This window comes from Bradyrhizobium sp. UFLA06-24 (assembly GCF_054967145.1).
Window position 1 is genome coordinate 21381 of the sequence record NZ_JADFUE010000052.1, and the last position, 24098, is coordinate 45478.

Below are 24098 nucleotides of genomic sequence, written 5' to 3' on the forward strand. Positions count from 1 at the left end.
GTTGGAGATTCTCATCGACAAGCCATCCTAGATCGATTTGGTTCCGGCAGATAGCGCGGTAACATTAAGGATCGCGTTGATATCGCGGGAACTTTTATGAAAGTCGTCAGCAAGGCTGACGCTATTCCATTTCCTGCTGGATGACGCGACCGAGCGCGAACAGGCGCTGGTCGATCGTGGTCGGCACTTCGCAGACGAAGCGCACCACCTTGCGGCGGTCCTCGAAGATGCGGGTGTCCCAGATCAGCTGGTTGCTCATGGTGTCGACCTTGGCGTCATCGCGCGGCGTTGCGTCCTGAAGCGCCTGGAGCTCAATCGTCTCCTCGCGGATCCTGTCGGCAGCGTCACGTTGCTTGCGGCTGACGCGCTCTAACCCACTCATGACCTGGGCGCGTTGGGCGTTCAGGGTGTCGAACAGGCCGGCAAACAGCAGCTTGGCGTTGGTGGTCTTGTCGGCCGAGGCCGCGAGGAATTCCTTCACCGACTTCTCGGCCTCGTCCAACGGCGTCTTGCGCGCCGCGAGCTTGGAGACCAGTGCGCCGACCTTGCTGTCGTCCTTCCACTTGTTCTCGGCGTCATCGAGCGGGGGACCAGCCCAAACGGCGGCCAGCGAGATATCCGGAACCTTGGCCTGCGCGCAGGGCCAATTGGGATAGCGTGGATCCGCTGCGCGTGCGGCCGAGCCTGCGACCACGAACGCAAGCGCCGTCATGGCAAATGTGCGAACCATCATCCTTCGCCTCCCGCAGGCCCGCGCCGTGCCAGCCCGCGTGACGGATCATAGGCATAGATCGCGGCGATCATGAAGACGATTGTGCAAGCTCCGACCACCGCCAGCGAGATCCAGTTGATCTGCCCATACAGCGCGAAGCGGATCAGTTCGACCGCATGGGTGAACGGATTGGCCTGGCAGACATAGTACAGATAGGGACTGCCCTCCTGCACGCGCCAGAGCGGGTAGAGTGCCGAGGAGGCAAAGAACATCGGGAAGATGACGAAATTCATCACGCCGGCAAAGTTCTCGAGCTGCTTGATGCCGGAGGAGATCAGCATGCCCAGCGAGCCCAGCATCAGCCCGGACAGGATCAGGGCGGGCAGTACGGTGAGGTAGCCGACCGGGGGCGGGGTGATGTCCCAGAACCAGGCGATGATCAGGAACGCATAGACCTGGAGTAGCGACACGGAGGTGCCCGCAAGCAGCTTGCAGAACAGGAGGAAGCCGCGCGGCAGCGGGCTCACCAGCAAGGTGCGCATGTTGCCCATCTCGCGGTCATAGACCATCGAGAGCGAGGATTGCATGCCGTTGAAGAGCTGGATCATCGCCATCAATCCCGGCGCGATGAAGACCTCGTAGAGAATGTAGGTCTCGTAGGGCGGGATGATGGAGATGCCGAGCACCTGGCGGAAGCCGGCGGCGAAGATGAACAGCCACACCAACGGCCGCACCAGCGCCGAGACGAAGCGCTCGCGCTGATGCAGGAAGCGCAGGCCCTCGCGCCAGACGATACCGGTGAGGCAGGTCATGTACTCGGAGGCCGAGAAGCCGCGCGGCACGTCGCGCGTGGTGATGCTGCTCATGCGCCGCCTCCCGGCATCACTTGCGCGCCGGTCAGGCGCATGAAGGCGGTGTTGACGTCCTGCGCGCCGGCCTCGGCGATGACGCGGCTCATCGAGCCCTGCGCCAGCACCTTGCCCTGGTGCAGCACCACCAGGTCGTCACTGGGCATGATTTCGTCGAACAGATGCGTCGCCCAGAGCACGCCGATGCCCTGCTCGGTGACGAGCTGCCGGACATGGCTGATGATGTCGGCCCGCGCCTTGACGTCGAGGCCGACGGTCGGCTCGTCCAGCAAGAGCAGCCGCGGCCGATGCAGCAGTGCGCGGGCAATCTCCAGTCGCCGCATCTGGCCCCCGGAGAGATCGCGCACCTTGCTGCCGGCGCGCTCGGTGAGGCCAATGCGCGCCAGCAACTCGGCGCTGCGGGCGGCCGCCTCGCGCCTGGCGATGCCATGGAGGGCTGCGTGATAGAGCAGGTTCTGCGTCAGTGACAAATCGAGATCGAGCGTTCGCGGCTGGAATACGACGCCAAGCAGCCGCAATGCCTCGCCGGGCGACCGGCTGATGTCGTGGCCGAAAATGCCGACGCGGCCGGACTGGATGCCGAACAATCGCGTGATCAGCGAGAACAGGGTGCTCTTGCCGGCGCCGTTGAGGCCGAGCAGAGCGGTGAAGCTTGCGGGCTGCACGTTGAAGGACACGTCCATCAGCGCGCGGCGCGGGCCGTAGGAATGGCTGACGCCGTCGATCGACAGTGCCGGCACCGGGGCGGCTTCCAGCCTCGGTCTGTCCTGCGATTCGGCGATGGTGGCGGGGCTGGTCATGGTGCGATCGTGATGCCCCAGGGCAATTCGCCCACTTGAATCGTCTTGATGACTTTCTGCGCGGCGACGTCGATCACGGAAACATCGTTGGAGACGCCGTTGGTGGTGAGCAGATATTTTTCATCCGGCGTGAACGCCATGTGCCAGACGCGCTGGCCGACCAGGAGATATTTCGTCACCTTGCGCGTGGCGGTATCGACCACGGCAATGCGGTTGGCGGGGCCGAGTGCGATGAAGGCGGTCTTGTCGTCCTTGGTCATGCCGATGCCAACCGGCTGGATTGCCTCTTTGCGCAAGCCCGGAATCTCGAAATTGACCTTGCCGATCACCGCATGCTTGTTGGGATCGACAATCGAGACTGTACCGCCGATCTCCGATGACACCCACAATTCGGATGCGTCATGCTTGTAACAGGCAAAGCGCGGCCGTGCGTCGACCAGCACGTTGGCGACGATCTGGCGCGAGCCAGTGTCGATGAAGTGCGCCATGTTGGTCGTTTCCGACGTGTTGATCAGGGTCTTGCCGTCGGGGCTAATGGTCATACCCTCGGGCTCGACGCCGACCTGGATGTCGCCGAGACGGGCGCGCTTTTCCAGATCGATCACGGTCACCGTGTTGTCGTTCTCGTTGGCGACGTAGAGCGTCTTGCCGGTAGCGTCCTGGGTGAACAATTCGGGGTCGGGCCCGGAGGGCAGGGTGTCCACGATGCCTTGCGTCTTGGCGTCGATCATCTGGATGGTGTCGTCATCGCCGACGGCGACCATGACGAACTTGCCATCGCGGGTGAATTCGATCCCGCGCGGGCGCTGGCCGACCTTGATGGTCTTGGTCACGGTCCAGCTGTCGGTATCGATTACCGAGACCGTATTGCTCTTCTCGTTCGAGACATAGGCGATGAAGGCATGCGCTGGTGCCGCCGTCAGCATCAGTGCGGCCAGCAATCCCGCACGCAACATCCCAACCCTCATTTCAGCTTGCATTTGCTCTCCGGGCGATCGTAGCCGAGCGTGTCGAGCTCGGAGACCTGGTGCAGAAATCCTTCCTGCGGCGATACGGACACCACCATGCGGCCGTCGACAAGGAGTATCGGCTGGCGCAGCTGGAGATTCCAGTCGCGTAAGGTGAGCCGGGTGCCCTTGAAGGCGGCGACAGAGAAATCCGGTCCCTTGATGAAATCCGTGACCTTCTTGACGTCGCCGGAATTGGTGCGCGAGGTCGCTTCGCCGATCATCCGCACCGCCGTCCAGGCCTGCATGTCCAGCGCGGTCATGCGGCGTGAGTTCAGCTTCATGAAGCGGTTCTGCATCTGCGTCGCGCCCCACTGGTCCTGTGCGGCGTCCCAGCTGCGCGCCACGAGCCCGGCCGAGCCTGCGACGGGGCGCGGATCCCAGGTGCGGTAGGGCAGATAGACTGCGAACACCTCGCTCTCGTCGGCGGCGACCAGCACATCGTAGGCGGGGGCCTGCTGCGTGAATACCGGCATCTGGCGCTGGATCAACGTCACGCCGGAATCGGTGCGGCGCGCGCCGCCGGTGTCCTCGAACGTGCGCTCCTGCACGATCTTGGCACCGAACCGCGACGCGGCGCGGCGGAGCGCATCGGCGTAGAGCTTGTCCTGGTCATGCGAGCCGACCACCAGCAGCCAGCGCGACCATTTCTTCCAGACCAGATACTGGCCGAGCGCATCCGCCAGCATCGACCGTGTCGGCGCGGAGTGGATCACATTGGCACGGCAGTCCGCCTCGCGCAGCCGCTCGTCAATGGCGCCGGCATTGAACAGCAGCGTGCCGCGATCGCGCAGGGCATCGGAGACCTTCAGCAGCGCGTCAGCGGGCAGGTCGAGGATGATGAAGCTGTTCTTCTCGGCGAGCGCGGTCGCGGCCTGGACCGGGTCCTCGCCATCCTTGATGCGGCGCTCCTCCAGCGTGAAATGCTGGTTCAGGAATTTTCCGGTGGTGTTGTTGTCCTCGATGGCGAGGTTGGCACCGGCGACGCCGTCATTCTGGGCCGGCTGCTCGACCAGCGACAGCGTCGACTTGGTGCCGGCGACGCCGAGATAGCCGACGCCGATTTCAATGGGGTCAGCCGCCAGCGCCTGCGTCGCCGCAAGTGCGAGGCCAATCAGGCCGACCAACCAACGGATCATGTTTCCTCCAAAAATCCTCCCCGGCTTGACCGCCGGTGGAGAATTGTTTCTGCTGGAAGCATGACCGATTTGGCAAGGCTTGCAACCCCGCATTTCGTCCGCGCGCGCGCCAGCGCAGGCATCACGATCGTGCGAGCGCTGCTGTGTTTCGCCGCATTGCTGTCGACGGGATCGGCCGCATTCGCCGATCCGCCGAAGCTTGCCGTATTCGATTTCGAGCTGATCGACACCAGCCTGCCCGGCGAATTCTACGGCTCGAAGCCCGAGGAGGCGCGCCTTGATCGCATCAGCGAACAGCTTCGCAAGGAACTGGCCGATTCAGGCAAGTTCCAGGTGCTGGACATCGCGCCCGTCAGGGATGCCGCCCGTCACAGCAATCTGCAAGCCTGCGGCGGCTGCGATCTCAAGCTTGCCGCGCAGCTGGGCGCCGAAATCGAGATCACTGGCCTGGTGCAGAAGGTCTCGAACCTAATCATCAATCTCAACATCTATCTGCGCGACGTGAAGACCGGCAACATGATCGCGGCGGCCAGCGCCGACATGCGTGGCAACACCGACGAATCCTGGTCGCGCACGATGAGCTATCTGATCCGCAACCGCCTGCTCGCGCCGAATTACGGCAAGCCGTAGCAGGGCATTCTCTCAGCGAGTCCGGAATCGCAGGGTGGGCAAAGGCGCACTCGCGCCGTGTCCACGATCGTTCAATGATTCGAGAGAAATCGTTGGGCACGCTTCGCTGTGCCCGCCCTACGATACTGCGGTGGCGGAGAGTTAGGGGAGAAGAACCTCACCCCTTCAGCCGCTCCGCATGCCAATGCAGATGATCGCTCATGAACGTCGAGATGAAATAATAGCTGTGGTCGTAGCCCGGCTGACGCCGCAGCGTCAGCGGGATGTTGGCCTTGTTGCAGGCGGCCTGGAGCAATTCGGGCTTGAGCTGCTCCTTCAGGAAATTATCGGCCTCGCCCACATCGACCAGGAAGCCTGAATATTTCGCGCCGTCCTCGATCAGCGCCACGGTGTCGTGGCTGCGCCAAGCATCCTTGTTGGGCCCGAGATAGCCGTTCAGCGCCTTGATGCCCCACGGCACCTGTGACGGTGCCACGATCGGGGCAAAGGCGCTGGCCGCGCGATAGCGGTGCGGGTTGCGCAGAGCCACCGTCAGCGCACCGTGGCCGCCCATCGAATGGCCCATGATCGATTGGCGCTTAGCATCGACGGGAAAATGTCTCGCCACAAGCTTGGGCAACTCGTCGGTGACATAGCTCCACATGCGGTAGTTCCGTGCGAACGGCTCTTGCGTGGCATCGACATAAAATCCGGCCCCCAGGCCGAAATCATAGGCATTGTTGGCGTCACCAGGCACATCGGGCCCGCGCGGGCTCGTGTCCGGCGCGACGAAGATCAGGCCGAGTTCGGCGCAGGCTCTGCGGAATTCGCCCTTCTCGGTGACGTTGGCGTGCGTGCAGGTCAGGCCGGAGAGGTACCAGACCACAGGCAGTTTGGCGCCTTCAGCGTGCGGGGGAACATAGACCGAGAATACCATATCGGTTCCGGTGACCTGGCTGGCATGGCGATACACGCCTTGCACGCCGCCGTAGGATTGATTGGTCGAGACAGTCTGGATCGTCATGCCGTTTGCTCCGTGGCATCTCACCACATCATCTTTGCAATGCTTGTGTGACCGAAATTTGCGGGCTCTTACGCCACGCCGCTGTCGATCGCCAGCCGCACCAGCTCCACCGAGGTCTTCACCCCGAGCTTCTGGCGCATGATCGAGGAGGTGTTGGCGACCGTCTTGTAGGACGATTGCACCAGCCAGGCGATTTCGGACAGGCTTTTTCCGGCGCTCAGCAGTCGCAGGATCTCCATCTCGCGCGCGTTCAGTTTCGACAGCGGGCTCTGGGCCAGCGTGGGACCGGCGAAAGCGATGCTGCGCGCAATCGCGCTCGGCAGATAAGTGCCGCCGCCACCGACGGTGCGGATTGCCTCGACCAGATCGTCGGGATCGCCGGTCTTGGATACATATCCCTTGGCGCCGCATTCGATCGCGCGCGCGGCGAAGGCGGGGTCATCATTCATGCTGAACATGATGATGCGGGCCTCCGGCGCGCGCTCGAGGATGCGGCGCGCGAGCTCGAATCCCGAGACGGTCGGTAGGTTGATGTCGATGACACAGAGGTCGGGGCGCTCGACGATGAAGATGCTCTCGCCATCCTCGGCATCGGCGGCCTCCAAAATCTCGATTTCGCCTTCGTCGGCCAGCACGGCACGGCAGCCGGAGGCGACAATGGGATGATCGTCGACGATCAGAATGCGCATAGGCGTTTCCCCGTGACAGCGCCTTCCCCGTGTTCGAACTGCCTGTTTCGTGCCGCATGATACCGGATGAGGAGGTGTGTCCGGTCATGCAACCCGGCCGGGATTGCTGTACGCTTCCGATTAGATATCGGGCGCTTTGCCTCTGTCAACGCTATCGGACAGGTGCACGCGATCCCAGGGCTAGGGCAGACGAAAGCAATGTGGCAAAATCTATCCTTGCGCGGGCGCATCAACCTTCTGCTGGCGCTGCTGCTCGCGCTCGGGCTCGCCGTCAACATCGGTCGCCAGGTCGCGGAGGCCGCTCCCCGCGTGCAGGCCGAGGACCAGAGCGTGATCCGGCTGGCGCGCGAGTTCATCGAGATGATCGTTGCCGATCTCAACGAGGCGCCGGATCCCGATGCCCGGCTGAACCAGATCGCGCGTGACCTCAATCGCCTTCGCCATGTCAGCATTGGGCTCCGCGATAGCGGCGGGAACCCGCTGACGCCGCTGCGGCCCGAGACCGACGATGACACCCCCGGGCCGCCGGCCTGGTTCGTCAACCTGGTTCATCCCGAACAGACTGCCGTCAGCGTGCCGGTCTCTGTCCATGGCACATCGGGCTCGCTCGTCATCACCTCGCATCCCAATGACGAGATCGCCGAGATCTGGGACGCGATTCTCACGCAGCTCGAGGTCGGATCCATAATCGCTTTGGTGCTGTTTCTGGTCATGATGAATGTCGTCGGCCGGGCGCTCGCGCCGCTCGAGTCACTGGGGCGAACCATGACCGAGATCGAGGACGGCGACTACAATGCCCGCGTCACGCCCGGCGGCGCACCCGAGCTCGCCGCGATCTGCACAAAACTCAATCATCTCGCGGCAACGCTCGGCGAGGCGGTTGAGGACAAGCGGCGGCTTGCCGAGCGCGCGGTATCGCTGCAGGACGTCGAGCGCAAGGAGATCGCGCGCGAGCTGCATGACGAGTTCGGGCCATATCTGTTCTCCCTGCGTGCACATGCCAGCGCGCTGGCGAAGCTGGCCGACAGACGGGCGCCAAGCGTCGATGCCGTGCGAAAGCACGGCAGCGCCCTGCTGGAGCAGATCAATGCGTTGCAGCAGTTCACCCGTCGCGTGCTGGAGCGCTTGAGGCCCGTCGGCCTTGCCGAGCTTGGCCTTGGCAAGGCGCTGGAATCGCTGTCGCGGCTGTGGCGGGAATCGCATCCCGACGTGACGATCGAAACGTCGATCTCGCCGGCGCTCGGCGTCATGGGAGAGACCGCCGACCTCACCATCTACCGCGTTGTGCAGGAGGCGCTCACCAATGCGTTCCGCCATGCCGGTGCCACCGCGATCGTCGTGGTGATCGAGCCGGCGGAGCAGCCCGGTCGCGACGGACGAGGCTGTGCCCGGGTGCGGGTCAGCGACAACGGCCACGGCATGGAGCCGGGCCAGAAACTCGGCTTCGGTCTCGTCGGCATGCGGGAGCGCATCCTCGCGCTGGGCGGCACGCTCAATCTGGTGTCGGGCGAGGGCGGCGTCACCGTCGAGGCGCTGGTTCCGATCGCAGCGGCATGATCCTACACGATGAGGAAAATCTCCGATCGGGAAGAATTCCCGATTTGGTCGGGAAAACGGGTGCGGATATTGCCCGACCTTTTGTGGCTAGTGCATCCGTGAGGGCCGACTACACTTCTCCACGCGATCGGCGACGTTCAAAACAGCCGACGCGGGGGAATGGGAACGGCAGGGGATGGGTGCGCGAAAGCTTTTGATCGCCTCGTCGATGGGGCTGGTGCTTTGGACCGACGCGGGCATGGCCGCTCAGGACGAAGACACCAATGTGCAGAATCTGCCCGCCATCGAGGTGGTGGCGCCACAGCCGGCTGCGCGGCGTAGCGCGCCGCGAACGGCGGCGCGCGTGGTGAATTCCGGGAAGCCCAAGAACCGCATCTACGTCTATCCGACGGCGCCCGGCAATGCGAAGGGCCTCGACGTCGACAAAATTCCCTCCAGCATCAACGCGGTCGATGCCAGCCAGATCAAGCGCACCGGTTCGCTGAACGTCACCGATGCGCTGCGTGACAATGTCGCCGGGGTCAACATCACGGAGGTGAGCGGTAATCCGTTCCAGCCGAATGTCGAGTTTCGCGGCTTTGTTGCCTCGCCCATTGTTGGCACACCGCAAGGGCTCGCCGTCTACCAGAATGGCGTGCGCATCAACGAAGCGTTTACCGACAGCGTCAATTGGGACCTGATCCCGACCGCAGCGATCCGGTCGGTCACGGTGGTGACCAACAATCCGGCCTTCGGCCTCAATGCACTCGGCGGCGCCGTCAATCTGCAAATGAAGGACGGCTTCACCTACCAGGGCGCCGAGATCGACACGATGGGCGGGTCGTTCGGCCGAATCCAGAGCTCGGCGCAATGGGGCAAGCAGGTCGACACCAACTACGCCGTCTATGCCGCGCTCGAAGGGCTGCACGACAACGGCTTCCGCACCTCCTCGCAGTCGGACGTGCGGCGCTTCTACGGCGATGTCGGCTACAAGGGCGGGGACAGCGAATTCCACGTCAATATGGGGCTTGCCAACAACAATTTCGGCGCCTCCGCCACCGTTCCGGCCGAGTTGCTGCAGCAATATTGGGGCGCGATCTACACCAACCCGCAGACCACCAACAACCGTGTCGGCTACGTCAATCTCACCGGCAAGGTCGAGGCGACGCCGACCTGGACGTTCGAAGGCACCGCCCATGCGCGCGTGTTCGAGCAGCGCGTGGTCGACGGCAACCCAACCAGCGTGCAGGAATGCGCCGCCGTCGGTTTGCTCTGCTTTGGCGACGATACGACGCCTGCGAACGGTCTCAATGGGGCGCAGCTCGCCAATCCCTTCCCGACCGGAAGCCTCCTCGGCGAACTCGACCGAACGACCACGCGATCGACAACGTTCGGGGTGTCCGGGCAAGCGACCAACACGGACAGGTTGTTCGATCATGAGAACCGATTCGTTCTCGGCGCCAGCTTCGATGCCAGCGTCACGCGATTCAATGCGACCGCAGAGCTCGGAACCATCGGCACCGATTACGTGGTCAGCGGCAGCGGGGTTTTCCTCGGCCAGTCCGGCACCCCCGCGACCGGCGAGATGGGACCGGTGTCGCTACGAACCGTCAACCAATATACCGGCCTCTATGCGCTCGACACGTTCAACGTGACCGATGCCTTCGCCATCACCGGCGGTGGCCGATTCAACCACGCCCGTGTCACGCTGGAGGACCAGCTCGGCACCGCGCTCAACGGCGATCACACCTACGACCGCTTCAACCCTGTTATCGGGGGCACCTACAAGATCACGCCGGAGCTCACCGCCTATGCCGGCTATTCCGAGGCCAACCGCGTGCCGACGCCGCTCGAGCTCGGTTGTGCCGATCCGAACAACCCGTGCTTGATCGCCTCCTTCCTGGTCTCCGATCCACCGCTGAAGCAGGTGGTGTCCAAGACGGTCGAAGCTGGCCTGCGCGGCACCAGGGAATTGAATATCGGTACGCTCGGCTGGAAGATCGGCGGCTTCCGCGCCACAAATTATGACGACATCATGGGTCTGCCCGTGGCGGGACGCCAGGGCTTTGGCTTCTTCCAGAACGTCGGCAACACGCGCCGGCAGGGCCTCGAGGCCGAGGTCAACCTCAAATCGGACACCCTCCAGTTCCACGCCAGCTACGCGTTCGTGGACGCGCGTTTTCTCGACGCTCTCGAGCTGTCGTCCAATAGCCCCACCGCCGTGTTGAACGGCGGCCTCATCCAAGTCGTGCCAGGTAACCAGATCCCGGCCGTGCCGCGCCACCGCATCAAGGCCGGTATCGAATATGCCGTGACCGACGCCTGGAAGATCGGTGGCGAGGCGCTGTGGGTCTCCAGCCAGTATCTGGCCGGCGACGAAGCCAATCTCGAGGCCAAGCTGCCGTCCTATGCCGTCTTCAACCTGCACACGTCGTACCAGGTCAGCAAGAACGTCCAGCTCTATGGCAAGGTCGACAACATCTTCGACAACCGCTACGCGACCTACGGCACCTTCTTCGATACCACTGCGGTGCCGAATTTCGCCAATGGCGGAGCCGCCTTCACCGACCCACGCTCGCTGAGCCCGGCAAGGCCGCGTGCGTTCTATGCGGGGATGCGTGTGACGTTCTGAGTGCACCACAGCAGCTTGCGGCTGGTGGGCAAGGCATGGCCCAATCTAGCTTTCAGGCGCATCCTGCCAGTGTCGCTCCAGCAGAAGCGTTTGACAGAAGCCAAGATTTGTGGCCCGAACGCGCAGTGCTGTTAGGACCCGCGGTCGTCCGCTTACTGGGGTAGACCGAAAAGGAATGCCAAACTCGCTGAAGGGAGCGATCGACCCGAGGCGGAACTCCGTTCTGCTTATAGTTGAAGCTTTCTGATCGCAATTTTTGACAATCAACAGACTAAAGAAGCCGCCAATGGGCGGCTTCTGTCTTGACATATCTTCGTAGCGTCAGACGGACAGTGCTGAGAATGATTTTCGATTGCGATAGGAGGCAAAGCCAACGCCTGCGAAGCCAATGAGCATCATTACCCAGGTGGATGTCTCAGGAACGCCTCCTATTACGCCCGAGGTGTCTCGGGTGACTTCGGCGTACAAATCCGCCGTAGCGCTTCCGCCTTCAATAACGTGCAGTTGGGTGCTGCTGGAGGAAAGGAAGCCGTCACCCACTACGTTTTGGAAGTCCACTAATGTTACGGTGTAGTTCGTCCCGCCGATATTGAAGATGCTTGGCGTGAAGGTACTTGGAAGGTTCACAAAGTCGGCGCTTGCGATTGGGTCGCTCGTGTTCGGTGTTGTCACAAGGCCAAGCGTAAATGTACTCGTGACCAAACCAAGAGCGCTCGGGGTCGTGAAATTCGTGGCTAGCTGAAGGTCAACAGATGTTGCCTGCGTTCCCAACGAGATTGCGCCGTTATGGTAGAAAAGGGTGCCCACGTAAAAGGGGACCTCAAACGCACTTGCAAACGAAGGATTGCCGGTAAATGTCAGTCGCGTCGGCACGTCGATTGTCTGGCCGTACGTGAAGTTGTTTGTTCCAACCCCTGTCGTGGTAGCCCCAACTGGCAGTGGGTTTACAAAAATGCCGCTCGACGAGCCTTCAACGTCCGCCGCTTTCGCGGGTATGTCTCCGAAGCTTGCAATTCCTGCCAGGACGACAACAAGTGCTATGTGGTTTCTCATTTGACGCTCCGATAATTAAATGAATTTCCTTCCTTCCAATTAAACAAAGCCAAAAACCGCACTTAGAATATCCACCTTAATTCATTTTGCGTCAATCGCCGACAGCTTCTTGCCAGCGCAAATTCTGGGGGCTTGCTCTTCCAAATCCGTGGCGGCGGCCCTTTCAATAATCAAGTCATTCTCTCTGCATGGATTTTTAATCGTGCGCCCGACTGCGGAGTTCGACGCTCACTGAGAAGGTCGGCTTATCGGGGTAAAGCGAAAGCGGCTACATGGCGTTCCACTGGCGAACTGAAACTCCAACTCGATCTCTACAGGCCCGCCGTTGTCCCCAAGGCTGCGTTGCAGTTTCTTGCGGACGGCACCGCGCGCAGATTCACATATTCGCTGGGCGACAAAGGAGCGCGATCGGAAGAGCAAAAAGCCAGGCTTCTTGTTGAGCAAGTATGTTGCCTGATGAGTTCGCAGGCGCAAGCTACGTCGATACTCCCACTAATTCTGTGGCAACCGTTTGGAACGGAATGATTCCAAGTGCTCTGCCGGCGCTTCCGGGCGCCTCGACAAGTAGCGCTTTTGCTATCAACAATTTCGGCCGGGTCGTCGGTGTTAGCAATTCCGGTGCGTCGAGCATCGCAACAGTGTGGAATGCCAACATCCCCACAGCGCTGAACCTTCCGGCAAATACGACAGGTAGTACGGCGCTAGACGTCAATGATGTCGGTCGGGTGGTCGGATAGAGCATCGATGGCGAAGGACACGCTTTTTGCAACACTCTGGAATGGGTCGACGCCTACCTTACTTCAGATGCCCGCGACCGACGTAAGTAGCGTCGCATATTCGATTAACGAACTAGGCCAGGTCGCTGGTTCCATCAGATGCGAACGGACGGACCCCTCGCGGTGATGTGGGATGGTTCGTCGATCGTTCAGTTAGATGAACTGAAGGGCGGCACTGACAGCGTCGCTCGCGGCATCAATGATTTCGGTCAAATTGTCGGCTACGGCGGCACAATGGACGGTCAAGCACATGCTCTGATTTGGAGCGCTGCTGCCGTCCCTGAACCCTCAACTTGGGCCATGATGCTTCTTGGGTTCTGCGGGCTCGGCTTTTTGCTGTACCGCCATCGCAACAAGGGCTCCGGGACCTAGGTCAGAACTCCATCGTACATGTTGCGGGCTCGCAGAGGATCGGATACCTGGCAGGAGGAAAGCACGACTTTAATGCAGGGGAGACCGCCTCCGATAATCTACGCTGATGACAAGTCTTTTTGATTCAGCCGTGGCCGAAGCCAATCGCATGTTGCCGTCGCGCGCTCAAACCCCGCCTTAGGCGCCGCCCCCGTTCCAGCACTAATTCTCTCTTCGTGGCTCGTTAGCCGGTGATTAACGCTCCAATTTGAAAAGCGGATCTTACAATTATGCCAGGCGGAATCGCGTAGTTGGGATTCAGCAGCTGGAGTTTCGCGCCAAAAGTTCCGCTTGCGGCGTCTAGGACGTGATCCACGATGATCACCGCGATTTTCCTGATGGCCTAAATTCTCTTGTAGGTGACATGGGCCGTCGCGAATGGAATGCCAGCGCGCCCCGCGCTACCGCGGACGATGCACGCATGATCATCGATCGCATAGAACCAATCATCGAAGTTCAGTTTGAAAGACTTGCCATCGCCTTGCGGCGTATCTCGGGTGTACTTCCAATGGAACGCGCATCCGACCTGCTCGCCGACGGCTTCGCCTTCCAGCCGGTTCTCATGCCACGTATATTGACCTTCGGCCGTCTTATGAATTGTCCATCTCAGTGTATCGCTGTGACCGTCATCGAACGTATAGGTCTCAGTGAAAACGACCGTGTCGGTGTCGCTGTCCAATTCCCCGTGAGCCGTGATTGCCGCACGCTTGAGGAGGCCTCCGACAAGACTTTCCATTACCGCCCATCCTTCGAGGCGACCGACAAAGAACCTCTCGGGAAGGAATAGGGGCGCGGTGCCCGCGAACGCGTCTATAGCCATGGATGATCCTTTCGGCGACACAAGCCGTTGTTCGAAAAGAAGTTCCACCTCGATCGCGGCATCCTCCGGCTCAGCTTTAGCTGAAGCTTGCAGAACGAGCATTCGATAGAGCGCGTCCTGCTTGCTTTAGCGCTCCATGAACTCAAAAAAAGGAACACCGGCGGTCCGATTTGATTGGATGCTCGGAGAGCACCATGAAGAACGTTTGGGCCAAATCAGGCGAGCAAGAAAACCTCAGTAGCTGGGGACTGGCCACCGCGATCGGGCTGCTTGTGGTCGCATTTGTGGTGGAGCGTGTGGCACCGCCGGAGCGCCAGGCGCGACTCGCCGAAAAGTCACCCGCTCGTGCCGCCAGAGCCGGCGCACAAGATGGAGGAGAAGAGCGCGGCCGGCATGCCACCTCTCCGTCAGAGATCCCCGCGAAGGGATGGAAGGATATCCTGCTGCGGGTCTATTCCAACGTCTCGAAGCACCGCATCTTAGCCCTCGCTGCAGGCATGACCTACTACAGCATACTTGCCATTTTTCCCGCGATCGCGGCGCTGGTTGCGGTTTACGGACTGTTCTCCGATCCCATGACCATCGGCAAACACCTCGATCAGCTCGGCGGATTCCTGCCGGGCGGGGCGCTGGAGGTTGCGAGAGAGCAGCTGACCCGCGTGGCGTCAAAGGGCTCCCACACGCTCGGCATCACTTTCCTGATCGGACTGGCAACATCTCTCTGGAGTGCGAATGCGGCCATGAAGTCGCTTTTCGACACCATGAACATCGTCCATGGAGAGGACGAGAAGCGCGGCTTCTTCAAGCTGAATGCTGTTTCGCTGAGCTTCACGATCGGGGGTATATTATTCATCCTGGCGGCTCTCGGCGCCATCGTCGCTGTTCCGGTGCTCCTCAACTATGTAGGCTTGTCCAATACCGCCGACCTTCTACTTCGTATCGGCAGATGGCCTGCGATGTTTCTGGTACTCACGCTGGCCTTGGCCTTGATCTACCGCTATGGCCCGAGCCGGGAAGCCGCCCAATGGCGCTGGGTGACGTGGGGTAGCGCGATCGCCGCGCTGCTTTGGCTGGCGGTCTCCGGCTTGTTTTCCTGGTACGCTGCCAGTTTTGGCAAGTTCAATGAGACGTACGGTTCGCTTGGGGCCGTCATTGGCTTCATGACCTGGCTATGGATTTCGGCCATCGTCGTCCTCCTTGGCGCCGAAATCGATGCCGAGATGGAGCATCAGACCGCTCGCGATACAACGACCGGGCCTCCAACCAGTCTGGGCGCACGGGGCGCACGCGTCGCTGACACGGTGGGCGCCGCGCAAGGCCGGTGAAGGACAGCAGGTGGAGATCATGCGCCGTCGTACGCCTGCTTCTTGCCTGCCATTCACGACAATGCTGTTGGCCGGGATCCCTTCTGGGCTTCAGCCACACACAGATCTACAGCAGCTCGCAGCGAACTGACGTAATAATCAGCCCCCACGGCCATCTGCACTGCTTTATCTTTGAGAACCTCGTCGTCGGCGGGCCATAACCCGACGAGAAGGGGGGTATCAGGGAGCCTGCGCCTCAGTCGCTGCAGCAAATAGCGCAAATGCGAAGGATTGCCCTGGATGTCAAGGTACGAGATGCAAACCATTGCAACTCCCGTTACCTCCAAAGAGCTGATCCCTTCTCGCGACGCCTCATGATAGCTCGCCACCCTTGCTCCGAGACCGTGCTTGTCGAGCAGTTGCGCCAGCATCGCAGCCGCGGATTCGTCGAGGGGACCTTTGCCCGCAAGGCATAACACCGGCCGCTCGCCCTGCCACGGGGCCGAGAGCGAGCGGGGGTTCAAGATGGTCTTCGGCGGAGGCGCTTCCGCAATGCGTTGCTGGTCTTTCGGAGTTCCAGCCGGCGGCTCTCCGGAGGAAGGCGGATGGCCGTCATCGTAGGTCGACAGCTCGCTTATCAGGCCGAGGATCGTATTCCTGACCTTCTCCAGTTGCCGGTGACCGATCGCGCCGCGTTCCGCGTCATTCGCAGCAAGCTGCAAGCCCTTGAGCGCAACCTCGTCGTAGTAGGAAGACAAGGAGCGCTTGTCCAACAGGAGCTCCGCATGGTCTTGAGCCTCGTCGGCATCTCCTGCCAGGATTCGCTGATAGAAGCTCTCGACCGGGGTCAGCGGTGGCCGATCGCCAAGCAGAACGTCAAGAAATTCAAGCCGGTCCACGTATCTGCCAAGAACGACCAGGCACAATGTCAGAGGCATCGAAAGCACTAGTCCGATCGATCCCCAGAGCCAGCTCCAGAAAATGGCGGAAACGACGACCGCAAAAGGCGAGAGGCCGGTGCTGTGGCCGTAGAGAACGGGTTCAACGCCTTGGCTCACCAGCAGTTCGACCACCACATAGAGTGCGGCCGTCCAAATCGCCATGGACCAGCCGGGGTCAACCGCCGTTGCAAGTGCGATGGGCAGGCCTGCCGACATGAACGAGCCGATGTAGGGCACAAATCGCAGCAATGCGGAAAGAATGCCCCAGAGAATTGGGTTGGGCACACCGATCAAATAAAGGCCTGCTCCGATGACGAGTCCGAATGCCGAATTCAACCCAAGTTGTGCCAGGAAATAGCGGCTCAATCGTTTGGCGGCGTCATCCATCGCCACGGTCGTCCGATGCAAATCCGTGGAGCCGAACAATCGGATCATACGATCGCGCAAATCCTCCTTCTGCAGCAGCACAAAAATGGCGACGACCACAATGATCCCGAATGTGGCGAATGGTGACAGGACCGGCGACAGATATTTTTCCAGCAGCGCTAACGGATTTGATGGCTGGGCACCGGGCGCTGGCTGCTCGCGAGGGGGGGAGTCGGCCCTGGGCGTCGAAGGCGGCGTGGTGGAGGTTTGCCCGGACTTTACGTCATAACCAAAATGCTCAACTACGCCTGATATCTTATCCAAGGCTAACTCCCGCACGGTCAAGACCTTCTTCTCGATCGTCGAAGCATATTCCGGGGCATGACGCGTCAATTGCGCGACCTGAGATCCGATGATGGTGCCGATGACAGCGATGATCCCGATCGCAAGGAGGACGGCGATGAGAACCGACGGGATCCGGCCAAGCCGCAACCGGCGAAGGAAGTTCACCAGTGGAGACAGCACGAACGATAGAAGAACCGCGACGGTGATCGGTACGAGCACCTCTCTTGCAAAATAGAGCGCAGCTACGATGATGACGCCAATCTGCAGCGATAAGATGGTCGAAGCCGGACTGGCGGCGGCTGGGACATTTTCTTCTTCCCAGGACGGGGAGCGATCCGCATGAGACATGGCGGCCCTATGAGGCAGGCACCCCGCAAGCGGCGCGGCGCTTAGCCGAACCCGCCGTTCTTCCAAACGTTCCCACGCCCGCAGTCATCGTTTGGGAGCCGCAGACGGGTGATGGCCATAAGCAAGGAGCTCCGACTTTTGTGCCAGTCCAAGAGGCCTCGCGTCTACCCACACCCTCTCTGGCGCCGGGTTCAGCGCAACGCTTGCAGGGGCGGCGGATAGGAACACCCCGGTCTCCTCCAAGTTCAACTTCTCAACCTGTTGAGGAGCCCTAAGATGAGCCGCGGAATGCCCTCCATGACCGCACTTCTCGGAATGCTGGCGATTGCCGGGTATCAGAATCGCGACAAGCTGGCGGAGTTGCTTAGAGGGCCAGGCGCTGGATCGCTGGAGCCAGCCAACCGCCAGCAGCCGCTCGGCGGCCTTCTCGGAAATCTTACAGGTATGTTGAGCGGCGCGGGCGTTGCGGGCCTGCTTCAGGGAGGAATTGGCGAACTCCTGGAAAACTTCAACCAGAATGGCCATGGAGACACGGCCAAGTCTTGGGTCAGTTCTGGGCCAAACAAGGAGATTTCGCCCCCGCAGCTCCGGGAAGCAATCGGGCCCGAAGTGTTGGAAAAGCTCGAGAAGGAGACCGGGCTCTCTCAAGAAGAAATCCTCGCAAGGCTATCGCGTGAGCTGCCACAGGCGATCGACAAGTATACGCCCGAGGGGCGCCTACCAAACTCATAGCCGTTGAACGGTCCCCATCGATTATCAGGAGTGGAGCATGAGCATTATTTGGACGGTTATCATCGGCTTTATCGCAGGCGTGATCGCAAAATTCATCATGCCGGGTGACAACGAACCCTCAGGGTTCATCCTTACGACTATTCTCGGCATCGTCGGCGCCTTCGTTGCCACCTATCTTGGCCAAGCACTTGGCTGGTACCGTCCAGGAGAGGGTGCCGGACTCATTGGTGCCGTGTTCGGCGCCATTATCGTGCTCTTTGTGTATGGCCTATTCGCTGGGCGACAAAAGCGCGCGATCTGAAAAGCAAAAGGCCAGGCTTCTTGCTGAGCAAGTATGTTGCCTCAACCATGCTGCCTGATGAGTTCGCGGGAGCGTGCCGCCGTCAGCACGCACCTGCGATAACGCTCATCAAGAAGACTTCACCTCGGCACGCGCTGCTGCGGCAGCATCCGAGCCAGTTTGCTTGAGGCGGTCCACCAGTTCCGCCCCGGTGTCGCTGATCTCTGCGACGACGGTGTCCGAAGCTTCCCGGAGAGCCTGCGAGACTGCACCGGCGCGTCGATTCAGATCCGCCTTCAGGTCGTCGCTGACGTCGCCGATATACTTGTTCTCCATATCGGACGTGCGAAACGCGCCCGCAACTGCAGCTCCGATCGCGACACCCACGACACCGAGCACGAGGGGTTGCCGTTCAAGCATATCGGCAAGCGACGATTTTGCGCTGTTGACGGTTTGTCTGTCCGGAAACGAACTGCCGAGCTTGCTGAATTGCTCCTGCGCGAAGGCGACGCCCTCGTCGAAACGGTCGCGGACGTTGTCGGCAGCTCCCGACACAGCATCGGAACCGGCAGCGGTGGCGCCACGAAACGTGTCTCCGACGCCCATCGACCTGTCGTCGTCCATTTCAGGTGCGGTCGGAGGCGCCACAGTCTGCTTGACGGCGGATGCCGCCGACCTGAGACCGCCCGTTAGACCGCCCGTTGCAGCGTCGGCGGTTGATGTAACGGTCTCTGTCGCCGATCGGGCCGCGCTCTTGACCCTTTGGTCGCCGGCGAGCAACCAGAGCGCTCCGCCCCCGATCAGCGCGGCGGCAAGGGGGTTTTCCCTGGCGGCGATAACCAAACTGTCCATAAAGCTGGTTTTTGTGCCGGTCATCGCACCATTCCCTTCACGGTATCCTTATCCTTTTCGAGCTGGCCGATCGTTTCCCGGGGGGCCAGATGTCGCGCATCAAGGCGGTTGATACCGATGGCAACCAGCACCGCGGCGATCACCGCCGCGATGATTGCTGAGGTCATATAGGAAACCGGCGGCGACCATCCCGCGGAGATCAATGCTGCGGACAAGGCGAAAAGCGCCATGACGATCGCCGGGATCACCAAAACGGCGCCGCCTACGATTAGGCCTAACGCCCCGGCGATCTTCTGAAGCTTGTCGCCGAGCTCCGCTTTTGCCAGGTCTATTTCATTCTGGAACAGCTTGGCGAACTGCGACATGGCATCGGCGAGCAGTGTTGAGATAGCCCTGAATTCGCCCTGGCTGGTTTTGATGTCGCGCTCGATGCTCATGGTACGGTGCCGCCCTGTGCCGACGAGGTTTGTTTCGTATTAGAGCTGCCCTGGGTGGATTCCTGAGCCCAGGCTTGTTGGCCCGCCCCGAACGAGCTCCCGCCCGGCTGCTGACCCTCTCCCGAAGACGAACTGCCCGTCATCTTGCTCTGCCCGGCGGATGAGGACTGCCCTCCTGATGCTTTCAAGAAGCGGACGGCGGCGAAGCCTGCCAGCACTGATATCCCGAGAAAGGCGGCGGGCTGACGTTTGGCAAAATCGGTGGCACCCTCGAGGAGATCTCTGAAGCTTCCTTCCCGGATCTTCTGCGCAGAGTTCTCGACATAGTCGGCGGCGGAATCGATTCCCCGCGCCGCAAACGGCACGTCTGCCTCAAACGCGCGGGCGGCTTCGCGAATATTGCCTGCCAGGCGCTCGATGAATTCGGCGCCGGAGCGCTGCTGCTCGCGAGCCTGGCTCTGAATCTGGTCAACGGCCCCGTCCGCGACGCTCTTCGCGGCATCTGCGGCCTCCCCGAACTTGTCCCGTGCAAGACCGGCCGATGCCTGGAAAGCATCGCCCGCGCGCTGCTTCATCTCCGCTCCGGCATCGCTAAGCTGTTCTTTGAGATCATTCGCGGTGCCCCTGTTCTGGTTCTTCCCGAATTCAGTGACGTTGTGTGGGTCCAAATCGCTCATGACGGTCTTCCTTCAAGTGTTGGTTTGAGAGGGGCTAAAGGCAGCTTTGACCACGTCTTCGGCTGCCTCTTTCAAAGTGTCCGCCATGTTCTGCGTCATACGGCTGGCATGGCTGCCGAGATCAGCGTCGGTGACCTTTTGCGTCGCAGCATCGGCTGCAGATGTGGTCGCGTTTTTCACCGCCTCGAATCCGGATTGCGCGGCAGCAGCCGCAGCCTGCCTCATTCCGTCACTTGCCCTACCCATCACCTTGGCTTCAGCCTTCGTCTCGGGAAGGGCGGCAGCAATGATGGCGCCGATCGCGATGCCCAAGCCTCCAATCAGCGCGGCATTGTCGCCGATGGTCTGTCGGGTCTGCTCAGGCGCGTTCGCAGCGGCGTCCTTGGCTGCATCCATGCTGCTCTTGAGTTTTTCACTTGCGAAGTTGGCAGCCTGCGCCGCGCTCGCCCGCAGATCCGAGGCAAGACCAGCGGCCTTGTCCTGCGCGTCAGCAGCCGACCCGGCGGCTCGGCTTTGGGCGGAGGATAGTGTCTCCCTGGCCTCGCCCTGCATGGCCCGGGCGACCTCCGTCACGTCCCCAAGCATCTGCTCCGCTTTGTCCATGACCGGACCGGTGACGTCTGCCGCGCGATCCTGCACTGTCTTCGAAGTCAGGGCCAGCCCGGCCCCGATCATGAGAAGCGGCAGCGGCGTACCTCGCACCAGGCGGAGCAGCGGGAAACCCACTGCGGCGCCCGCGGCCACCGCGCGCATCGGATTGTCCATGATTTGCTGCTTGAGCCCGTCGACCCAACTCTGGGTCTTTTGGCTGACATATTCGGTGACTTCGGATTTGATGTGCTGCGGGGAGACCTTATGGCGAATGTCGTCAGCGGTGTCCGATATCTGCTCTTTCAGCAGACTTACCGTAGTCGCCAGCTCTGCGCGTGTGCGCTCAGACTCGCGTCTCAACTCCTCCACCGATCGCGTCATCGATCCACCCTCATATTTCTCTTTGTCCTATTTCTCTCGAATTTAAGGACGAACTCACGCTATATTGAATCGTTCCTCAGGGATCGTCTTGGTCGTGCCTGTTGCGACGTAACCGTGCTTTGAAGAGCGGCTAATCCGCCCACCCTGTCCATGTAATTTTGGAGCGATAGAGCTCGCGCCGCGCGCCCGCCCGCGACCTGGACGTTTTATCCGACGACCTTTGACAGCGCGGCCGAACTATCGGGGTGAACAGGCGTTTACCGACCAGGCAGACGCGTTCGACTATTTCCGCGCCTACGCCGTCCGCGCTTGCAAGCGCGGCCGATGCCGAAGGGCCGGATGAAGCACCTGCAGCTTGTGGTCGGCCGGCTCTATAGCCTGATGCGCGCTAGCGTGAGCGCGATAGCGAAGGAGCGGTATGAGCGGTAGTCCAAGATCGGATGCGCTCCGCGTCGCGGCAGGTCTGTAATGCAGCGCGATCACTTATAACCGGGTATGCCAGTTTTAGCGGCTATCGGTCACATCGTGGAGCGGCGCAAGCCGCCCGTGCCGTGCTGTCAAAGCGCTGTTGTCGATAGTTCTGTCAGGACGTGCTTGGTCACGTCTGGTCGTATGCCTGCAATCTCTGATATTGGCGTTGCGATCTCATGTTCGCGCCATGAAACCTCAGAGGTAGAAAGAATGTCGCCTAGGCCCCCACTGAGCATTTTAACGACACATCGGGTGAGTCAATCGAATGTAACCAGGCCGAACTGAATTGCCTCGCATCGATAAGGGCACTGGCTCGCATTGTCCCAACGTTAAGAGCTATGCGAGCCAGCGCCGATGGGCGAAAGAGCAGCCCTAGGAGCCTTTCTCCCCGCTCATAACCGGGCCAAATCGCTCCCAGCTTTCTCCCTTGAACCGCATCATTTGAAGCTGTTCGATCGGAGCGAAGTCAGTCGGGCTCGTTTTGATCCGAGTTCCCGGCAAGTAGATGCCGATCTCGAAATCGAGGTTGGCTGCCTGCTTCATGACGTTCTCACGCGTGAGATTGTCACCGCATTGCCGAAGCACTTGCTCCAAACCTTTGGCAACGCCATAGCCGAACACAGTTGCAGAGTCGTCAAGATCGCCTTCAGGATACCACTTTGTCATGAAGGCTCGCCACTCGTTCATAGCGGGATCATTCTTCCACTCAGCATCCTTCGGATCTTTAAGGTATGCCGTAGATAGGATGTCCTGGCTGGCCTCATAACCCGCAGGCTTAATTACACCTCCAATGGAAGCAGAAACATTGGTCAAAAACTGCACTGGATGCCAGTTCAGTTCAGCGATCTTCTTGATGGCTTGAGCCGCGAATTTGGGCGTTGCTATGTTAACGAAAATGTCGGGGTTTGCACCTTTGATCTGGACGATCTGAGAATCGACTGTCGGCGAGCTCGTCTCATACGCTGCTTCTGCTACGATGAGCTTGCCGGCTTGCTCGCCGAGGCCGTCTTTTAGCCCGATTACGTAATCCTTGCCGAAATCGTCATTCTGGTAGAGGACCGCGATCGTTTTCCCCGGGTAGTTTTGGAGGATGTACTTGCCATAGATGCGAGCTTCGACCTGATAACTCGGCTGCCACCCCATCGTCCAAGGGAAGTTCTTCGGGTCATTCCACTTAGCGGCGCCTGTCGACACGAACAGCTGAGGGACCTTCTTGGCATTCATGTATTTCTGAATTGCGGTGTTGCCGGGCGTTCCGAGGGGGTTGAAGATGAGTAGCACCTCGTCGCTCTCTACTAGCTTGCGAGCCTGTTCGACCGTCTTTGGCGGACTGTACGTGTCGTCATAAGAGATGAAATTGATCTTGCGACCGTTGATGCCCCCTTCAGAGTTGATCTTGTTGAAGTAGGCCGCCTCTGTTTTCCCAATGGTGGCGTAAGCTGATGCCGGACCTGAGTACGGCATGATGTTGCCGACCTTGATCTCGGTATCACTTGCTCCGGGATCGTATTTCTTTTGGGCATTGGCGGCGGCAGACAGAGCTAGAAACGTTGCCGCCGTGATAGCGACCGAACAAGTGAATTTGACGTAATCACTACGCATCCTTGTCCTCCCATAAAGCTCCGGCTCTTCACCTTCTAGGGTCTTCTCGGCCGGGGCTTCTTGAGTATGCACGACAAGGAATTGGACGCTAGGCAAGTCAGCAGTTCCATGCTGCCGCCGAATTGCAGCGCAGTGCACAATTCCTCATATTGGAATATCTGAGCAACGAACGGTTGAGCTCACTAAGAGCCACCGGTGTATCCGAGCAAATAATGATCGTGTACTCGCTCACCCTGTTCGCTCGCTCGAAATCAATCCATCTAACTGTCGTCGATCTCATGGTTCTCTTCGGTCAGGGAGCATCGATAAAGCGGAATAGCTGCTCGAGCGAGGAAACGAAGCGTCCGAGGAGCGACCAGCGGGCTTAATTGTGAGAGCGTAACCTTCCTGAATTGGTTGCATGCACAAGGGCATGCGGCGAGGCGGATGGCTGCCGATAGGCTGGCCTAGACTGGAAAAGCGGAAACTCAAAGTGGTGACGATCGCTCGGGCCTGGACCTCCGGCAAAAATTGTCCGTCGTCTTGGCAAACCCGCGGCGGTTCAAGATTACCCGCGCCGCCGATATCGCGGCCGACTCTGGCGGCCTAGGTTCTGTATTCACACCGGCGAAGCAAACGTAAGCGTAGCTCTGCCGCCCTTTGAATGACGCTTGACGCCTATTTTGTTCGCGTGGCGCGTCGCCGCGGCATCCAT

21 protein-coding genes and 2 pseudogenes are annotated in these 24098 nt (G+C 60.5%); 8 read left to right on the top strand and 15 right to left on the bottom strand.

Going from position 1 to position 24098, the window contains the following annotated elements:
- Positions 1-121 precede the first annotated feature (121 nt).
- The 5 genes from IF809_RS29575 to IF809_RS29595 are packed head-to-tail and all read right to left on the bottom strand — an operon-like array spanning position 122 to position 4527.
- Positions 122-733, bottom strand: a complete 612-nt coding sequence (locus tag IF809_RS29575) for a hypothetical protein (RefSeq protein ID WP_462839327.1) — start codon at positions 731-733, stop codon at positions 122-124.
- The gene (locus IF809_RS29580) at positions 730-1578 is read right to left on the bottom strand and encodes an ABC transporter permease (protein ID WP_462839328.1); all 849 of its coding nucleotides are present in this window, start codon (positions 1576-1578) and stop codon (positions 730-732) included. Before IF809_RS29580 ends, IF809_RS29575 begins: the two co-directional genes overlap by 4 nt.
- Positions 1575-2381: an ABC transporter ATP-binding protein gene (locus IF809_RS29585; RefSeq protein WP_453996247.1), complete on the bottom strand. Its 807-nt coding sequence runs from the start codon at positions 2379-2381 to the stop codon at positions 1575-1577. The genes IF809_RS29580 and IF809_RS29585 overlap by 4 nt, the downstream gene beginning before the upstream one ends.
- Positions 2378-3361, bottom strand: coding sequence for a YVTN family beta-propeller repeat protein (locus IF809_RS29590; protein ID WP_462839329.1), 984 nt, complete (start codon positions 3359-3361; stop codon positions 2378-2380). The genes IF809_RS29585 and IF809_RS29590 overlap by 4 nt, the downstream gene beginning before the upstream one ends.
- The gene (locus IF809_RS29595) at positions 3346-4527 is read right to left on the bottom strand and encodes an ABC transporter substrate-binding protein (RefSeq protein ID WP_462839330.1); all 1182 of its coding nucleotides are present in this window, start codon (positions 4525-4527) and stop codon (positions 3346-3348) included. Before IF809_RS29595 ends, IF809_RS29590 begins: the two co-directional genes overlap by 16 nt.
- Positions 4528-4587: 60 nt before the next feature.
- Between IF809_RS29595 and IF809_RS29600 the strand changes: the two genes are divergently transcribed.
- Positions 4588-5157, top strand: a complete 570-nt coding sequence (locus IF809_RS29600) for a DUF3280 domain-containing protein (protein WP_462839331.1) — start codon at positions 4588-4590, stop codon at positions 5155-5157.
- 157 nt (positions 5158-5314) lie between these two features.
- Here the strand turns inward: IF809_RS29600 and fghA are convergent, their stop codons facing one another.
- Both fghA and IF809_RS29610 read right to left on the bottom strand, forming a co-directional pair.
- Positions 5315-6160 (bottom strand): S-formylglutathione hydrolase, encoded by an 846-nt coding sequence (gene fghA, locus IF809_RS29605; RefSeq protein ID WP_462839332.1) that lies wholly within the window; start codon positions 6158-6160, stop codon positions 5315-5317.
- 68 nt (positions 6161-6228) lie between these two features.
- Positions 6229-6849, bottom strand: coding sequence for a response regulator (locus IF809_RS29610; RefSeq protein WP_128964890.1), 621 nt, complete (start codon positions 6847-6849; stop codon positions 6229-6231).
- A 198-nt stretch (positions 6850-7047) separates the two neighbouring features.
- On the opposite strand from IF809_RS29610, the gene IF809_RS29615 reads away from it, so the two are divergent.
- Positions 7048-8406, top strand: a complete 1359-nt coding sequence (locus IF809_RS29615; RefSeq protein WP_462839333.1) for a histidine kinase — start codon at positions 7048-7050, stop codon at positions 8404-8406.
- A 208-nt stretch (positions 8407-8614) separates the two neighbouring features.
- Complete coding sequence (locus tag IF809_RS29620) at positions 8615-11017, top strand: TonB-dependent receptor (protein WP_462839344.1); 2403 nt, start codon at positions 8615-8617, stop codon at positions 11015-11017.
- Positions 11018-11338: 321 nt separating this feature from the next.
- On the opposite strand, the gene IF809_RS29625 is transcribed toward IF809_RS29620, so the two are convergent.
- A complete protein-coding gene (locus tag IF809_RS29625) occupies positions 11339-12070 on the bottom strand; it encodes a choice-of-anchor K domain-containing protein (RefSeq protein WP_128964893.1) in 732 nt (243 codons plus the stop codon).
- Between the two features lie 902 nt (positions 12071-12972).
- Here IF809_RS29625 and IF809_RS29630 point away from each other — a divergent pair.
- A pseudogene (locus IF809_RS29630) lies at positions 12973-13101 on the top strand (hypothetical protein); the annotation flags it as partial.
- A gap of 9 nt (positions 13102-13110) precedes the next feature.
- Positions 13111-13218 (top strand): annotated as a pseudogene (locus tag IF809_RS29635) (PEPxxWA-CTERM sorting domain-containing protein); the annotation flags it as partial.
- Between the two features lie 382 nt (positions 13219-13600).
- Here the strand turns inward: IF809_RS29635 and IF809_RS29640 are convergent.
- Complete coding sequence (locus tag IF809_RS29640; RefSeq protein ID WP_462839345.1) at positions 13601-14077, bottom strand: DUF3833 family protein; 477 nt, start codon at positions 14075-14077, stop codon at positions 13601-13603.
- Between the two features lie 194 nt (positions 14078-14271).
- Between IF809_RS29640 and IF809_RS29645 the strand changes: the two genes are divergently transcribed.
- Positions 14272-15402, top strand: a complete 1131-nt coding sequence (locus tag IF809_RS29645) for a YihY/virulence factor BrkB family protein (protein WP_462839334.1) — start codon at positions 14272-14274, stop codon at positions 15400-15402.
- 53 nt (positions 15403-15455) lie between these two features.
- Here IF809_RS29645 and IF809_RS29650 read toward each other — a convergent pair whose 3' ends face one another.
- The gene (locus tag IF809_RS29650) at positions 15456-17381 is read right to left on the bottom strand and encodes an AI-2E family transporter (RefSeq protein WP_462839335.1); all 1926 of its coding nucleotides are present in this window, start codon (positions 17379-17381) and stop codon (positions 15456-15458) included.
- A gap of 276 nt (positions 17382-17657) precedes the next feature.
- Between IF809_RS29650 and IF809_RS29655 the strand changes: the two genes are divergently transcribed.
- Both IF809_RS29655 and IF809_RS29660 read left to right on the top strand, forming a co-directional pair.
- Complete coding sequence (locus IF809_RS29655) at positions 17658-18113, top strand: YidB family protein (protein WP_462839336.1); 456 nt, start codon at positions 17658-17660, stop codon at positions 18111-18113.
- Positions 18114-18150: 37 nt separating this feature from the next.
- Positions 18151-18414 (top strand): GlsB/YeaQ/YmgE family stress response membrane protein, encoded by a 264-nt coding sequence (locus tag IF809_RS29660; RefSeq protein WP_462839337.1) that lies wholly within the window; start codon positions 18151-18153, stop codon positions 18412-18414.
- A 108-nt stretch (positions 18415-18522) separates the two neighbouring features.
- On the opposite strand, the gene IF809_RS29665 is transcribed toward IF809_RS29660, so the two are convergent.
- The 5 genes from IF809_RS29665 to IF809_RS29685 all read right to left on the bottom strand — a co-directional run bounded on the left by IF809_RS29665 (position 18523) and on the right by IF809_RS29685 (position 23404).
- A complete protein-coding gene (locus IF809_RS29665) occupies positions 18523-19269 on the bottom strand; it encodes a hypothetical protein (protein WP_462839338.1) in 747 nt (248 codons plus the stop codon).
- On the bottom strand, positions 19266-19682 hold the full coding sequence (locus IF809_RS29670) for a phage holin family protein (protein WP_462839339.1): 417 nt from the start codon (positions 19680-19682) through the stop codon (positions 19266-19268). The genes IF809_RS29665 and IF809_RS29670 overlap by 4 nt, the downstream gene beginning before the upstream one ends.
- Positions 19679-20359: a hypothetical protein gene (locus IF809_RS29675; protein ID WP_462839340.1), complete on the bottom strand. Its 681-nt coding sequence runs from the start codon at positions 20357-20359 to the stop codon at positions 19679-19681. Before IF809_RS29675 ends, IF809_RS29670 begins: the two co-directional genes overlap by 4 nt.
- A 12-nt stretch (positions 20360-20371) precedes the next feature.
- Positions 20372-21331, bottom strand: a complete 960-nt coding sequence (locus tag IF809_RS29680) for a DUF3618 domain-containing protein (protein WP_462839341.1) — start codon at positions 21329-21331, stop codon at positions 20372-20374.
- A gap of 843 nt (positions 21332-22174) precedes the next feature.
- Entirely contained in the window at positions 22175-23404 is a 1230-nt protein-coding gene (locus tag IF809_RS29685) for an ABC transporter substrate-binding protein (protein WP_462839342.1), read from the bottom strand.
- Positions 23405-24098: the final 694 nt, after the last annotated feature.

Coding starts and splice junctions, on each gene's coding strand:
- IF809_RS29650 (WP_462839335.1), bottom strand. CDS start 17,381: ATGTCTCATGCGGATCGCTCCCCGTCCTGGGAAGAAGAAAATGTCCCA.
- IF809_RS29670 (WP_462839339.1), bottom strand. CDS start 19,682: ATGAGCATCGAGCGCGACATCAAAACCAGCCAGGGCGAATTCAGGGCT.
- IF809_RS29680 (WP_462839341.1), bottom strand. CDS start 21,331: ATGACGCGATCGGTGGAGGAGTTGAGACGCGAGTCTGAGCGCACACGC.
- IF809_RS29685 (WP_462839342.1), bottom strand. CDS start 23,404: ATGCGTAGTGATTACGTCAAATTCACTTGTTCGGTCGCTATCACGGCG.
- IF809_RS29585 (WP_453996247.1), bottom strand. CDS start 2,381: ATGACCAGCCCCGCCACCATCGCCGAATCGCAGGACAGACCGAGGCTG.
- IF809_RS29655 (WP_462839336.1), top strand. CDS start 17,658: ATGAGCCGCGGAATGCCCTCCATGACCGCACTTCTCGGAATGCTGGCG.
- IF809_RS29575 (WP_462839327.1), bottom strand. CDS start 733: ATGATGGTTCGCACATTTGCCATGACGGCGCTTGCGTTCGTGGTCGCA.
- IF809_RS29645 (WP_462839334.1), top strand. CDS start 14,272: ATGAAGAACGTTTGGGCCAAATCAGGCGAGCAAGAAAACCTCAGTAGC.
- IF809_RS29600 (WP_462839331.1), top strand. CDS start 4,588: ATGACCGATTTGGCAAGGCTTGCAACCCCGCATTTCGTCCGCGCGCGC.
- IF809_RS29625 (WP_128964893.1), bottom strand. CDS start 12,070: ATGAGAAACCACATAGCACTTGTTGTCGTCCTGGCAGGAATTGCAAGC.
- IF809_RS29665 (WP_462839338.1), bottom strand. CDS start 19,269: ATGACCGGCACAAAAACCAGCTTTATGGACAGTTTGGTTATCGCCGCC.
- IF809_RS29595 (WP_462839330.1), bottom strand. CDS start 4,527: ATGATCCGTTGGTTGGTCGGCCTGATTGGCCTCGCACTTGCGGCGACG.
- IF809_RS29615 (WP_462839333.1), top strand. CDS start 7,048: ATGTGGCAAAATCTATCCTTGCGCGGGCGCATCAACCTTCTGCTGGCG.
- IF809_RS29580 (WP_462839328.1), bottom strand. CDS start 1,578: ATGAGCAGCATCACCACGCGCGACGTGCCGCGCGGCTTCTCGGCCTCC.
- IF809_RS29660 (WP_462839337.1), top strand. CDS start 18,151: ATGAGCATTATTTGGACGGTTATCATCGGCTTTATCGCAGGCGTGATC.
- fghA (WP_462839332.1), bottom strand. CDS start 6,160: ATGACGATCCAGACTGTCTCGACCAATCAATCCTACGGCGGCGTGCAA.
- IF809_RS29620 (WP_462839344.1), top strand. CDS start 8,615: ATGGGGCTGGTGCTTTGGACCGACGCGGGCATGGCCGCTCAGGACGAA.
- IF809_RS29610 (WP_128964890.1), bottom strand. CDS start 6,849: ATGCGCATTCTGATCGTCGACGATCATCCCATTGTCGCCTCCGGCTGC.
- IF809_RS29590 (WP_462839329.1), bottom strand. CDS start 3,361: ATGCAAGCTGAAATGAGGGTTGGGATGTTGCGTGCGGGATTGCTGGCC.
- IF809_RS29640 (WP_462839345.1), bottom strand. CDS start 14,077: ATGGCTATAGACGCGTTCGCGGGCACCGCGCCCCTATTCCTTCCCGAG.
- IF809_RS29675 (WP_462839340.1), bottom strand. CDS start 20,359: ATGAGCGATTTGGACCCACACAACGTCACTGAATTCGGGAAGAACCAG.